We start from the raw sequence: 14576 nt of genomic DNA, 5'->3' as shown, positions 1-14576 counted from the left end.
GCTTGCGGTCCTTGACGCCCTGCAGGTCGAGGGAGCCGCGCACGATGTGGTAACGCACACCCGGCAGATCCTTCACACGACCGCCGCGCACGAGCACGACCGAGTGTTCCTGGAGGTTGTGGCCTTCGCCACCGATGTACGAGATGACCTCGAAACCGTTGGTCAGGCGCACCTTGGCGACCTTCCGCAGGGCCGAGTTCGGCTTTTTCGGGGTCGTGGTGTAGACGCGGGTGCAGACACCGCGGCGCTGCGGGCAATTCTGCATCGCAGGCGACTTGGACTTCGTGACTTCGACCTCACGGCCGTGGCGCACGAGCTGGTTGATGGTTGGCATGGGTAACTTGTTCCCGTTTGAAGTTACGATGTTTCCGGTCGTTCCGATGACCACACGGTGCAGCGATTTGCCATTGCCATGCGCTCGGAAATTTCCGAAAAGCCTTCGATTGTACGCGTCTTCGCGCAATAGGGGCAATGCGGAGTGACATCGGGTGCGGCAGCGGTGCGACATGGGGGGCTTCCGCTAGAGTCCGGACATGCCCGCTCCTGCCGCTCCCACCGACCCTTCCGATGTCCGGTTCCCTTCGATCGAGGGCCTGCGTGCGTTCGAGGCGGTGGCGCGGCTGGGCTCCTGCGAGCGCGCAGCCGATGAACTGTCCGTGACCGCCAGCGCCATCTCCAAGCGGGTGGCCACGCTCGAAGACTTGCTCGGCACGCCGCTGTTCAACCGCAGCCTGCGCACCCTGGCCCTGACCGTCGCCGGCCGCGAGTACCTGGAGCAGGTGCGCGCCGCCCTCGGCCTGCTGGCGGCAGTGCCCTTGCACCGGCGGCAGGCACAGCGCGTGCAGCGCCTGCGCGTGAGTTCACCGCCGACGTTCGCCCGGCAGATCCTGGTGCCCGCGCTGACCGACTACACCGACGCGCACCCCGAGGTCGAGCTGGAGATCGTGCTGTCGATTCCCTACATCGATGGCGGACAGGCCGACGCCGATGTCGAGATCCGCAACGGCGACGCGGCGGCGGCCGGGGTCGATCCGCTGATGGACGACGTGCTGGTGCCACTGGCTTCGCCGGGGTTGCTGGCGCGGCTGGGGCCGATCGTGGTGCCAGCCGATCTGGCGCAGGCGCCGCTGTTGCGCACGCCACTGGAGCCGTGGACCCCGTGGTTCCGCGCCGCCGGGCTGGACTGGCATGAACCGACGCAAGGCCCGCGCCTCGTTGACCTGGGCTTGACGCTGGAAGCCGCCGTCTGCGGGCAAGGCGTGGCGCTGGCGCGGCCGTCGCTGGCGCGGCACTGGCTGCGCAGCGGGGCGCTGGTGCCGCTGTTTCGTGTCACGGCGCGGCCGGCGCATCTCTATTACGCCGTGGCCCACAGCGCGCACGAGCCGGCCTTCGGTTTCATCGACTGGCTCGCCACCATGGCGGCCGAGCTGGCGGACGAGGCCGCGCAGGAACTTCTTTCCCGCCCGACCTGACGATCCTTCCGCACAGGCGGTGCGGTGCTGGCCTACGATCTTCGCTGCCCGAGCCGCTGAGCCAGACCACGAGGAGACCCGCCGCCATGACCGTCATCACCTGCATCGAAGACCTGCGCCAGCTCGCAGAAAAGCGCGTGCCCCGCATGTTCTACGACTACGCCGACTCCGGCTCGTGGACCGAGGGCACCTACCGCGACAACGAACAGGCGTTCCAGCGCATCAAGCTGCGCCAGCGCGTGGCGGTCAACATGGAGAACCGCAGCACCGCGGTGAAGATGATTGGCATCGACGCCAAGATGCCGGTGGCGATCGCACCCGTGGGCCTGACGGGCATGCAGCACGCCGATGGCGAGATCCACGCTGCCCGCGCCGCCGAGAAGTTCGGCATTCCCTTCACGCTGTCCACGATGAGCATCTGCTCGATCGAGGACATCGCCCAGCACACCACCGTGCCGTTCTGGTTCCAGCTCTACATGATGCGCGACCGCGAGGCGATGGTCCGCATGATCGAGCGCGCCCGCGCCGCCCGCTGCAGCGCGCTGGTGCTCACGCTGGACCTGCAGGTGATCGGCCAGCGCCATAAAGACCTCAAGAACGGCCTGACCGCCCCGCCGCGCCCGACGCTCAAGAACATCGTCAACCTGATGACCAAGCCGCGCTGGTGCCTGGGCATGGCCGGCACGCAGCGCCACACCTTCCGCAACCTCGTCGGCCATGTGAAGGGTGTCAGCGACATGCGCTCGCTGTCGGCGTGGACCAACGAGCAGTTCGACCCGCGGCTGTCGTGGGCCGACGTGGCGTGGGTGAAGGAACGCTGGGGCGGCAAGCTGATCCTCAAGGGGATCCAGGATGTCGAGGATGCGCGGCTCGCCGTGGCCAGTGGCGCCGACGCCATCGTCGTCAGCAACCACGGCGGCCGCCAGCTTGACGGCGCGCAGGCCAGCATCGACGCACTGCCCGCCATCGCCGAGGCGGTCGGCAGCCGGATCGAGGTCTGGATGGACGGTGGCATCCGCAGCGGGCAGGACGTGCTCAAGGCGTGGGCCCTCGGCGCGCGCGGCACGATGATCGGCCGTGCCATGGTCTACGGTCTGGGCGCGATGGGCGAGGCGGGTGTCACCAAGGCGCTGCAGATCCTGCACAAGGAACTCGACGTGACGATGGCGTTCACCGGCCACACCCAGCTTGTGCAGGTGGACCGCAGCATCCTCGTCCCCGGCACGATTCCGCGGTAACTATTGGTTTCTGGCGGCTGAGTCCCACGGGGGTCTGAACACAGGCTGAACGTCTCGGTAGCATCGACTGCAGTCGATCCTGTTCCGCTCCGTTTGTCCGTGTGAGTCCGTCCGTGCCCTTTGCCACCTCCATCGAAGACCTGCGCTGCCAAGCGCAGCGCCGCATCCCGCGCATGTTCTACGACTACGTGGACGCGGGTTCATGGACCGAGGGCACCTACCGCGCCAACACCGAGCGGCTGCGCGACATCCACCTCTGCCAGCGCGTGGCGGTCAACCTGGACGGCCGCCATGTGCGCTCGACGATGCTGGGGCAGCCGGTGGCCTTGCCGGTGGCGCTCGGGCCGGCGGGGCTGGCCGGGATGCTGCACCCGGACGGCGAGATCCACGCTGCACGCGCTGCCGAAGCCTTCGGTGTGCCCTTCGCGCTGTCCACGATGAGCATTTGCTCGATCGAGGATGTGGCCGCGGCCACCCAGAAACCCTTCTGGTTCCAGCTCTACTTGCTGCGTGATCGGGGCTTCTCGGCCAGCCTGATCGAGCGGGCGAAGGCGGCACGCTGTTCGGCGCTGATCCTCACGCTGGACGCCCCCGTGCTCGGCCGGCGCTACAAGGACGTGCGCAACGGCTTGAACACGGCGCAGCAGTGGTACCGGCCGCGGATGCTGCTGGACTTTGTGTCCCATCCGCGCTGGTGCCGGGACATGCTGAGGACGCCGCGGCGCGGCTTCGGCAACATGGCCGGCCACGCACCGGGGACCAGCGGCAACGCAAGGATGTCGGACTGGAAAGACCTGGAAGTCGATTGCAGCCTGACCTGGGACGACATCGAGTGGGTGCGCCGCCAGTGGGACGGGCCGCTCATCCTGAAAGGGCTGATGGACCCGACCGACGCCCGCCGTGCCGCGGAGATGGGCGTGGCCGCCATTGTTGTCTCCAACCACGGCGGCCGGCAGCTCGACGGCAGCTCGACCACCATCGACACGTTGCCGCGCATGGTCGAGGCGGTGCGCGCCGTGCCGGGCGGGCGCACCGAGGTCTGGATGGACAGCGGCATCCGCAGCGGGCAGGACGTGCTCAAGGCGCTGGCCCTCGGCGCACAAGCCGTGCTGATCGGCCGCGCCTACCTCTACGGTCTCGCCGCACAGGGCCAGGCGGGCGTGACACGCTGTCTGGAAATCCTGTCGGAGGATCTGGAGCTGTCGATGGCGATGTGCGGCCATGTGCGCGTGGGGACGCTTGACCGCAGCGTGCTGGTGCCCGAGACCTGCCCGACCTGAGCGGCACCGCCCGCGCTGCCAACAGCGCAGCGAAACCCGGTTTTCTCCACCGCTGACCACCATGGCTTCGGCAGCAGACTCGCAGGAATCCTGCCGCGAGTCCGCCCGCCATGTCCGCACTGAGTCGCCCTGTCGCCACTGTTGTTCCGCCCGCATCCCTGGCCGTGGCGGACACCACCGGCGTGCCGGCCGCCGGCCGCACGGCGCTGGCACTGCAGGCCCTGCTGCTGGACTGCACCACCTTCGACGCGGGCTGCACCGTCCTCGTGCGCGCATGGGCACAGCGCCTCGGCTTCGACCGGGTGTCGATGGCCCTGGCGGACCACGGCACGCTGCGGCTGGCCGCCGTGTCCGACGGGTCGGACCCGCTGGCGGCCACCCCGACACAGGCCCTGCTGCTGGCGGCCCTGGGCGAGACGGTCGATCAGCAGGCCGGCGTGGTCTGGCCGGAGCCGCGTGGCCCGTCGGGTGTGCCGCGCATCACGCGGGCGCACCGGGCGCTGGTGCCGTCGCGGGGCGATTCGGTCGTCGGCGTGCCGCTGGTGGCGCGTGCAACGGTGCTGGGGGCGCTGTGCTGCGAACGGCACGGCGGGGTGCCGGTCGATCCGGCGGAACTGGCGGTGCTGGAACAACTGGCCTGTTGCCTCGCGCCGGTGCTGGCGCTGCTGCGCGACCGCGAGCGGCCATGGCACCAGCGCCTGCGCACGGCGGCGACCACCCGCACCGCCCCCTGGCGGCGCGTCCCGCTGGCGGCGGCGGCGGGGCTGGCGGTGGCCGTGCTGGCGTGGCCGGCGGAGGTGTACCTGGGCGGACAGGCGCGGCTCGAAGGCGCCGTGCAGCGCGTGCTGTCGGTGCCGGCGGACGGCTTCGTGCAGCAGGTCCACGCCCGGCCCGGCGACAGCGTGCGGGCCGGGCAGGTGCTGGTGGAGCTGGCGGACCAGGACCTGCAGCTCGAACGCCAGCGCTGGCAGAGCCAGCTCGCCCAGCACCAGGACGCCTGGGCCACCGCCAATGCCCGCGCCGATCGTGCCCAGCTCGTGCAGAACCAGAGCCGCGCCGACGAGGCGCAGGCGCAGTTGGACCTGGTCGAGGCCCGGCTGCAGCGCGGCCGGCTGGTGGCGCCGTTCGACGGACTCGTCGTCCAGGGCGATCTGAGCCAGCAGCTCGGCGCCCCGGTGCGCCAGGGCGACGCGCTGATGACGCTGGCGCCGAGCGACCGCTTCCGCGTCATCGTCGAGGTGGACGAGCGCGACATCGCCCAGATCGTCCTCGGCCAGACCGGCACGGTGGCGCTCACCGCGCTGCCGTGGCAGGCGCTGCCACTGCGGGTGACGCGCGTCAGCCCGGTGGCGCGGGCGGTGGACGGGCGCAATGTGTTCGAGGTCGAGGCGGCCTTGCTGCAGCGCCCGGCCGATCTGCGGCCCGGTCTCCAGGGCCACGCCCGCATCGACGCCGGCCGCGCCGCCAATGGCTGGCGCTGGACACGCCGGCTGGTCGAATCCGCCCGGCTGGCGCTCTGGGCGTGGTGGGGCTGACCGCATGGACGCCCCGCTGCTCAGCGCCCAATGGTTCCGCGTGGCTGGCTTGCGTCCCTTGCTGGACGCGCAGGCGACCGTGCAGCGCACGGCGGTGCGCGGCGCCGTCTGGCAGGTGCTGACCCGACCGGATGGCAGCCGCAGCGTGCGCCTGAACGCCGCGGCCTGGGTGGTGATCGGTCGCTGCGACGGCCGCCACACGCTGCAGCGCCTGTGGGAGATGACGCTGGCCGCGCTGCGCGACGACGCGCCGACGCAGGACGAACTGATCGGCCTGCTGGCCCGCCTGCACCAGTCCGGCCTGTTGAGCTTCGACCGCCCGCCCGATTTCGATGCCATGCCCTCGGCCCCCGGCGCGGCGGCGGGCCACGGTGACCGCACCGACCGGGGCACCCCGCGCCAGTCGCTGCTCGCGTGGCGCTTTCCGCTCGGCTGTCCGGATGCCTGGCTCGGCCGGCTGGCCCAGTCGCTGCGCTGGCTCTTCACGCCGCTGGCGCTGCTGCTCTGGCTGCTGGGCATGGCCGCTGCGCTGCTGACTGCCTGGCCGCACGCCGCCGAGTTGTCCGCGCAACTGCGCGCTGGCCTGGGCACGCCGCGCTGGCTCGCCTGGGCCTGGCTGGCCTATCCGGTGATGAAGGTGCTGCACGAGGTGGGGCACGGGCTGGCGATCCGGCGTGCGGGCGCGCGCGTGCCGCAGTGGGGCGTGACGGTGTTGATGGGGACGCCGGTGCCGTATGTGGACGCGGGCGCCGCGGTGGCCTTGCCGAGCCGCTGGCAGCGCGCGGTGGTGGCCGCGGCGGGCATCGTGGTCGAGCTGACGCTGGTGGCGCTGGGGCTGGTGGTGGCGCTGGCGGTGCAGCCGGGGGCCTTGCGCGATCTGGCGCTGGTGGTGGTGGCGATCGGCGGGTTGTCGTCGCTGCTGGTGAACGCCAATCCGCTGATGCGCTTCGACGGCTACCACCTGCTCTGCGACCTCGCCGATCTGCCGAACCTCGCGCCGCGCAGTGCGGCGCACTGGCTGCACGCGCTGCGCACCGGCGTGCTGCGGATTCCGGGGGAACCGCCGGTCGTGCCCTTGCCGGGCGAAGCGCCATGGCTGTGGGCCTATGCGCCGGCGGCACTGGTGATGCGCTGGAGCGTGGCGCTCGGCGTGGTGCTGTGGCTGGAGTCGGTGGCGCCGGTGCTGGGGGTGGTGGCGGCGCTGGGCTTTGGCTGGTCGCTGCTCGGCCAGCCGCTGCGGGCGCTGGCCCGCTGGCTGGCCGGCTGGTCGCTGGCGCCGACCGAGCGCCGGCGCGCGGCCGGTGCGATCGCCGCGCTGGCGCTGCTGGTGGGCGGGCCGCTGGTGGCCGTGCCGATGCCGGATGCGGCGCTGGCGCAGGGCGTGCTGTGGCCGCCGGAGGACGCGCTGGTGCGGGCGCGCACAGCCGGTTTCGTCGAGGACGTGCTCGTGGCGGATGGCCAGACCGTGCCGGCCGGCGCGCCGCTGCTGCGGCTGCAGTCGCCCACGCTGCTGGCCGACCGCGAGCGGCTGGCCGGGCGCATCGCGGCCTTGCAGGCCGAGCGGTTCCAGGCGCTGCGGCTCGACAAGGCGCAGCTCGTCGCCACCGACCACGCGCTGCAGGCCGCCGAGGCCGATCTGGCGCAGACCGAGGAACAGCTCGCCGGGCTCACCGTGCGGGCGCAGGTCGGTGGCCGGTTCCACTTCACCGGCACCAGCACCCGCGACCTGCCGGACCGCTGGCTGGCGCGGGGGGCCTTGCTGGGGCATGTCGAGACGGGCGAGCCGGGACTCGTGCGCGTCGTGGTGGCGCAGGCGGACGCCGCGGCCATCACCGCCCACCGGGGGCCGGTGGCGGTCTGGCTGGTTGGCGCCGACACACCGCCCCAGCGCGGCACCCTGGTCGGCACGCCGTCCGGCGGTGGCGCGCCGCTGCCGAGCGCCGCGCTGGGCGAGCGCCACGGCGGAGGCATCCCGACCGATCCCGCCGATCCGCAGGGCCTGAAGCCGGCGCAGCCCGTGCTCCAGGCCGATGTGCGGCTGGAGCGCGCCACCGGCGAGCGCATTGGTGCCCGTGCCTGGGTGCGCTTCGAGCAGGACCGCGCACCGCTGGCCTGGCAGGCGGCGCGGGTGCTGCAACAGCAACTGCTCCACCACCTGGATCCCGCCTCATGAGCATCGCCATGCCCCGTCCCGGCCCGCTGCTCGGCGACTATCCGATGCGCCAGGAGGCACCGCGTGCCCCTTGGTTCGGCGGGTGGCGGCGGACGGCCGACCCTGCGTCCGACCCGGTGCAGCGCATCGCCGCCATCCGGGCGCAGCAGGGGCGCTGGGCGGCCCTGAGCGAGCTGGAATTCCGCGCCCACCTGCGCCGCCTGCGCGGGCGGCTGGCGCGCGACGGCTTTGGCGGTGCGCAGCGGGTGCGGGCGCTGGGCTGCGTGGCGGCGGTGGCGCAGCGGGTGCTCGGCCGCAATCCCTACGACACCCAGCTCGTCTGCGCCGAGGCATTGCTCGACGACCACCTGGCCGAGATGGCCACCGGCGAAGGCAAGACGCTGGCGGCCGGACTGGCGGCGGCGGTGGCGGCGCTGGCGGGGGTGCCGGTGCATGTGATGACCGCCAACGACTACCTCGCCGCCCGCGACGCCGCGCAGCTCGGCCACCTCTACGGCGCGCTGGGCCTGCGCACCGGCGTCGTGCTGGGCGGCACCTCGCCGGACGAACGCCGCGCCGCCTATGCCTGCGACCTGACCTACGCCACGGCCCGCGAGATCGCCTTCGACCACCTGCGCGACCGCGCCCACCTGACGGCGCAGGGCAGCGCCCTGCAACGCTGTGCCTCCCGGCTGGCGGGGGACGCACCACCGCCGCTGCTGCTGCGCGGGCTGTGCATGGCCATCGTCGATGAGGCCGACAGCCTGCTGATCGACGAGGCCACGATGCCCCTCGTGCTGGCCGAGGCGCAGGACGACCCCGCCCACCGCGCCGCCTGCTTCCAGGCGCTGATGCTGGCCCGGCGCCTGACCGCTGGCGAGGACTTCCACCTGGATGCCGAACGCCTGACCGTCCACTGGACCGACACCGGCACCGAGCGGCTGGAGTCGATGGCCGCCGGCCTGGGCGGGGCCTGGCTGAACCGCCGGCACCGGCAGGATCTGGTCGGCGCCGCGCTGGTGGCACTGCACGGGCTGGTGCGCGACCGGCATTACCTGGTGCGCGAGGCCCGGGTCGAGTTGCTGGATGCGGTGACGGGTCGGGCGGCGCCGGGGCGGGTCTGGGCGCGCGGGTTGCAGACGCTGGTCGAGCTGAAGGAGGGCTGTCCCGTGACACCCCCCACCCGCACCAGCGCGCAGACCAGCTACCAGCGGTTCTTCCTCGGCTACCTGCGGCTGTCGGGCATCAGCGGCACGCTGGCCGAGTGCCGCGCCGAGCTGCGCGCGGTCTATGGCCGGCGCATCGTCGCGGTGCCGCTGCGGTGTCCGTCGCAGCGGGTGGTGGCCGCGCCGCGGGTGTTCGCGACCGGGCGGGCGCGGGCCGAGGCGGTGTCGGCCCGGGTACAGGTGCTGCTCGCGCAAGGCCGCCCGGTGCTGGTCGGCGTGGACACCGTGGCCGAGGCGCAGGGGTTGTCCGGCTTGCTGACCGCAGCCGGCGTGGACCACCAGGTGCTCGACGCGCAGCACGATGCCGACGAGGCCGCGGTCGTCGCGATGGCTGGCCAGGCCGGCAGCGTCACCGTGGCCACCCGCATGGCCGGGCGTGGCACGGACATCGAACTCGGCGCAGGCGTGGTGGCCCGCGGCGGGCTGCACGTCCTGTGCTGCCAGGACAACCCCTCGGCGCGGCTGGACCGCCAGCTCGTCGGCCGCGCCGCCCGCCAGGGCGATCCGGGCAGCGCGGAGGTCTGGTCTGCGCTGGATGTCTCGATCTGGCAAAGCGGTGGAGCTTCAGTCGGTTGGATGCGGCGCCGACAACAAGACGGGCAGGGTGCGCTGGCGGTGCCGGCGGCGGTGGTGCGGATGTGGTGCGGATGGCTGCAAGGCGCGCACGAACACCAGGGGATGCGGCAACGGCGCCGCTTGCTGGAGCAGGACAAGACATGGCAGACACAACTCGATTTCACGCACTTGCACGCCTGAGCGTGCTGGCCTTCCCGGCCCTGTTGGGGCTGCTGGCCCCGCTGGTCGCCGCCGTGGCCGCGCCACCCGCCTCGGTCACGCTGCCGGTGTCGCCCGCCGCGTCCGCGCCCGCACCGGTCACGCCGCGCACGGCCAAGCCCACGCTGGGCTGCCTCATCAGCCCGGAGCGGGTGGCCGACATCGGCTCGCCCGTGGTCGGCGTGGTGGCGGAGATTTCGGTGGACAACGGCACCCTCGTGCAGGCGGGGCAGGCGCTGGTCGTGCTGCGCTCGGATGTCGAACAGGCGGGACTGAACGCCGCCCAGGCCCGCAGCGCCATCGAAGCCGATGTCTACGCGGCCAAGGCCAACCTCGTGCTCGCACACCAGCGCCATGCCCGGGCGGTCGAGCTGGTGAGTGAAGGGTTCGTCTCCTCTCAGGCGGTGGAACAGGCCCGCGCCGAACGCGACGTGGCCGACCAGAAGCTGCAGCAGGCCCGTGGCCAGCAGACGGTGAGCCAGCAGGAGCTGCGCATCGTGCAGGCCCAGCTCGGCCAGCGCACCGTGCGCAGCCCGTTCCGCGGCGTGGTGGTCGAACGCTTCGTCAACGCCGGCGAGCGGGTCGAGGACAAGCCGCTGCTGCGGCTGGCGATGCTCGATCCGCTGCGGGTGGAGATCGTCATGCCGGCCAGCCGCTGGGGCAGCGTGGAGGTCAACCACACGCTGTCGGTGGTGCCGGAGCTGCCGGGCGCGGTGTCGATGGCGGCGCGCGTGACCCACGTGGACAAGATCATCGACGCGGCCAGCAACACCTTCCGCGTGCGGCTGTCACTGCCCAATCCGGGCAACCGCCTGCCGGCCGGCGCGCGCTGCAAGGTCGATGAGCCGGGCCTGTCCGCCACGTCGCTGCCGGCACGCGGCAGTCTCTGAACACGCTACCCGACTTGTTCATGCGCCTGCCCACCGCCGCCCCAGTCCGTTCCCGCGCCCGTTCTCGCGTCCTGCTGGAAACGCTGGAGCCGCGCATCCTCTACTCGGCTGATCTGGCGGCGGTGGCGGGTGTGGTGGGCGCCGCGGGTGCCGAGCTGGGACTGACGCAGGAGCTGCGGCTGCAGACGACCGCCACCACGGCAACGGCAACGGCAGTGGAAATCGCCTTCGTGGACCTGGGCGTGCCGGACGCGGGCACGCTGGTCAGCGGACTGCAGGCGCAGCGGGAACACGGCCGCCTGATCGAGATCGTCACCTTCACGGACGCCGAAGACGGCCTGGACTGCATCGGCCAGACGCTGGCCGAGCGGGCGTCCGAGGGCGTGCGCTTTGACGCGGTCCATGTCTTCAGCCACGGGCGGGCGGGCGCCGTGCAGCTCGGATCGGCGACGCTCGACGCCGACAGCCTGCTGCGGCGCGCGGGCGAGATCGCCGGCTGGGGCCGTGCGCTCAGCGGGCAGGCCGATCTGATGGTCTACGGCTGCGACGTGGCCGACGGCGCGGGCGGGGTGTTCCTGATCGAAGGACTGGCGGCGCTCACCGGCGCGGACGTGGCGGCCAGCGACGACCTGACCGGTGCCACGGCGCTCGGTGGTGACTGGGTGCTGGAGCAGCACACCGGGCAGATCGAGTCCAGCGTCGCGCTCGACACCGCCACCCAGCAAGCCTGGGTCGGCACCTTGAGCGGCGAGATCGCGGTCAACACCACCACCGCAGGTTCGCAGACCACCACCACCGAAACCCGCGGCAGCCAGCAAACCGTGGCCATGGATGCGGCGGGCAACTACACCGTCGTCTGGACCAGTAGCGGTCAGGACGGGGGGGGCAGGGGGGTCTATGCCCGCCGCTTCGCCTTCGATGGCACGCCGTTGACAGGTGAAATCCGGGTCAACACCACCACCGCCGATCAGCAGCAGAACGCCCGCATCGTCGGCGACAGTGCGGGCAAATTCGCGGTCGTCTGGTCGAGCAGCAACCAGGATGGCACGTCCTCCAGCGTCTACTTCCGCCGCTTCGACGCCAATGGCACGGCACTGACGGGCGAGATCCGCGCCAACGCCTACGCCACGGGTTCGCAATCCAATGCCGTGATCGGCATGAACACCACCAATGGGGACGTGGTGGTGGCCTGGGAAGGGGATGGTGTCGATGGCCAATCGGTCTTCTTCCGCCGGTTTGCTCAAAACGGCACGGCGATCGACACCGTGGACCAACTGGTGACCGCGCCAGGAAATCTGAGTGGAGAACATGATCCGGCTGTCGCGATGAATGCCAGCGGGCAGTTCGTGGTGGCGTGGGCGGGGGCAGACCACGTGTACTGCCAGCGGTTCGACAGCGCGGGCGTGGCGTCTGGCAGCCAGGTCCAGATGGACACCAACCTTGGGGGAGGAACTGGTTCCTTGCCTGCCATCGCGATCGACGCTGCCGGCAACTTCATCGGCGTGTACCGCAAGGATGTCGCCAACATCGGTCTCTGGGTCTGTACCCAGGCGACCGTGTTTGGTTCTGTCATGGAAGTCCGGCAGTCGATTGCTTCCGGGGATGCCACCAGTGCGTCCATCGGCATCGGCGCCAATGGCAGCGCCGTCGTGGTCTACCAGATGACGGGTGACGGCGACAAGCTGGGCGTCTACGCACGCAAGCTCAGTGCCTCTAAAGCCGTGAGTGGGGTTGCCGTCCAGATCAACGAGACCACGGCCAAGGACCAGTTGTCCGCGTCGGTTGCCGTGCATGACATGGACCGGTTCGTCGTGGCCTGGAGCGGGGAAGGGGCCGTGGACAAGGACGGCGTCTTCGCCCGCAGCTTCGCCCCCGCCAACACGCCGCCCGTGATCAGCACCAACGGCGGCCTCGGCACCGCAGCCGTGTCCGTCGCCGAGAACACCACCGCCGTCACCACGGTCGGCGCCACCGATTCGGACTGGCCGACCCCGACGTTGGCCTACTCCATCGCGGGCGGCGCCGATCAGGCGAAGTTTTCCATCAACAGCGTGACTGGCGCCTTGCGGTTCACCGCAGCGCCGGACTTCGAGCTGCCCGGCGATGCCAACGGCGACAACGTCTACGAGGTGGTGGTGCAGAGCAGCGACAGTCTGCTCAGCGGCACCCAGGCCCTGAGCGTTACCGTCACCAACGTGGCCGACCAGGTGGTGGCGGTGGACGACACGGTCACCACTGTCTACCAGACAGCGGTGACGGTGGATGTGCTGGCCAATGACCAGATCGGCATTGGTCCGCTGCTCGCTGTGCTCGACCTCGTGCAGCCTGCCCACGGCACGGCGGCGATCTCCAGCGGCCAGATCGTCTACACGCCAAACGCCGGTTTCGTCGGCACCGACACCCTGCAATACCGGGTGATCGACCACAGCGAGGGCCTGACGGACTACTGGCCGCTCGACGAAACGCCCGTCGCTGTCACGACCAACCCGACCTCGGTGGCCGGCGTCCACGGCAAGGCACTGCAGTTCGATGGCGTCGATGACCGCTACGGACTGTCCGGCGTGACCTACACCAGCGAGTTCACGCTGTCCTACTGGTTCAAGCTCGCCAGCAACAGCGGCACGGGCTACCAGTACCTGTACGCCCACGGCGCCGCCGGCACCCTGAACAGCCTGAATACCTACTTCATCCAGGACGCCACTGCCACGGCGTCGGGCATCAAGGATGTGCTGCGCACGTCGCTCGTCGATGGCAATGACGCCTTTGCCATCGCCAATACCTCGGCGCTGGACATCCCGGCCACCGGTCTGGCCGACAACCAGTGGCACCAGTACACGCTGACGACGAAGACCGGCGCCGGGTCGGCGGTCTACATCGACGGCATCCAGCGCGCCAGCAGCCTCACCCAGGGCGGCGACGCGATTGCCCCCAGCGGCGCGGTCTTCCTCGGTGCCAACACCACCCTCAGCAGCACCCGCTTCCTGGCCGGTGCGCTCGACGACGTGCAGCTCTACAACCGCACGACCCCGGCGGTGGCGGTGGCTGCGATGGCCAGCGGACCCGGCGACATCGGCACCCTGGTGGTCACGGTCACGCCGCTCAACACCCAGGCTCCGGTCATCACCTCGGACGGCGGTGGCAACGTCGGCACATTGACCGTGGCCGAGAACAGCGCCGCTGTCACGACCTTCACCGCCACCGACGCGGACGTGGGCCACCCGGCACTGGTCTACTCGATCGTCGGTGGTGCCGACCAGGCACTGTTCCGCATCGACAGTGCGAGTGGGGTCGTCAGCTTCCTCAGTGCGCCGGACTTCGAGAATCCCGCCGATGTCGGCCGCGACAACCTGTACGCCGTCGATGTCCAGGTCAGCGATGGGGTGCATGCCAGTGTGCAGGCGCTGCAGGTCGCCGTCGTCGGCGTGAACGAATACCCGATCAGCTCCGTCACGGACACCGACGCCACGCTCGACGAGGTCGATGAGAACGCCACCCTTGGCACCACGGTGGGCCTGACCGCCAGCGCCACCGACGCCGACGCCAGCAACAACACGGTCACCTACACGCTGGATGACACGGACAGCGGGCGCTTCGCCATCCACAGCGCCTCGGGCGTGGTCACGGTTGCCGGCCTGCTGAACGCCGAACCTGCCACCCTCCACCGCATCATCGTGCGCGCCACCTCCAGCGATGGCAGCAGCCAGACGCAGACCTACGTGATCGCGGTGCGCGATCTCGACGAGTTCGATGTGACGCCCTCGACCGATGCCGACACGGCCGCCAACACCGTGCTGGAGAGTGCGGCCATCGGATCCAGCGTGGGCATCACGGCCTCCGCGAGCGACGCGGATGTGACCAACAGCACCGTTGCGTACACGTTGATCGATGACGCGGGCGGACGCTTCGCGATCGACGCCAGCACCGGGACCGTGACCGTGGCGCGGGCGCTGGACGCCGAAGCCGGCTTGAGCCAGAACGTGACCGTGCAGGCCAGATCGACCGATGGCAG

9 protein-coding genes are annotated in these 14576 nt (G+C 71.1%); 8 read left to right on the top strand and 1 reads right to left on the bottom strand.

The features are described from left to right. A partial coding sequence (gene rpsL, locus QZW52_RS15175) for a 30S ribosomal protein S12 (protein ID WP_294000343.1) occupies positions 1-334 on the bottom strand: 334 nt, incomplete at its 3' end. 199 nt (positions 335-533) lie between these two features. Between rpsL and QZW52_RS15170 the strand changes: the two genes are divergently transcribed. From QZW52_RS15170 to QZW52_RS15135, 8 genes are all read left to right on the top strand, one after another. After that, a complete protein-coding gene (locus tag QZW52_RS15170; RefSeq protein WP_294000341.1) occupies positions 534-1472 on the top strand; it encodes a LysR substrate-binding domain-containing protein in 939 nt (312 codons plus the stop codon). A gap of 86 nt (positions 1473-1558) precedes the next feature. Next, entirely contained in the window at positions 1559-2710 is a 1152-nt protein-coding gene (locus QZW52_RS15165; RefSeq protein WP_294000339.1) for an alpha-hydroxy acid oxidase, read from the top strand. Between the two features lie 101 nt (positions 2711-2811). Next, on the top strand, positions 2812-3990 hold the full coding sequence (locus QZW52_RS15160) for an alpha-hydroxy acid oxidase (protein ID WP_294000337.1): 1179 nt from the start codon (positions 2812-2814) through the stop codon (positions 3988-3990). A gap of 110 nt (positions 3991-4100) precedes the next feature. Then, the gene (locus QZW52_RS15155) at positions 4101-5525 is read left to right on the top strand and encodes a GAF domain-containing protein (RefSeq protein ID WP_294000335.1); all 1425 of its coding nucleotides are present in this window, start codon (positions 4101-4103) and stop codon (positions 5523-5525) included. 4 nt (positions 5526-5529) lie between these two features. Further along, positions 5530-7698, top strand: a complete 2169-nt coding sequence (locus QZW52_RS15150) for a hypothetical protein (RefSeq protein WP_294000334.1) — start codon at positions 5530-5532, stop codon at positions 7696-7698. Then, a complete protein-coding gene (locus QZW52_RS15145; protein WP_294000333.1) occupies positions 7695-9659 on the top strand; it encodes a preprotein translocase subunit SecA in 1965 nt (654 codons plus the stop codon). Before QZW52_RS15150 ends, QZW52_RS15145 begins: the two co-directional genes overlap by 4 nt. Beyond that, positions 9620-10567: an efflux RND transporter periplasmic adaptor subunit gene (locus QZW52_RS15140; protein ID WP_294000331.1), complete on the top strand. Its 948-nt coding sequence runs from the start codon at positions 9620-9622 to the stop codon at positions 10565-10567. Before QZW52_RS15145 ends, QZW52_RS15140 begins: the two co-directional genes overlap by 40 nt. A gap of 20 nt (positions 10568-10587) precedes the next feature. Beyond that, positions 10588-14576: DUF4347 domain-containing protein (locus QZW52_RS15135; protein ID WP_294000329.1), on the top strand; the 3989-nt coding region annotated here is incomplete at its 3' end.

It is taken from the genome of Sphaerotilus sp., assembly GCF_013299175.1.
In the GTDB taxonomy this organism is placed as follows: Bacteria; Pseudomonadota; Gammaproteobacteria; order Burkholderiales; family Burkholderiaceae_C; genus Sphaerotilus.
The sequence above is the reverse complement of the archived record's forward strand: the minus strand, read 5'-3'. Positions and strand labels throughout refer to the sequence as shown.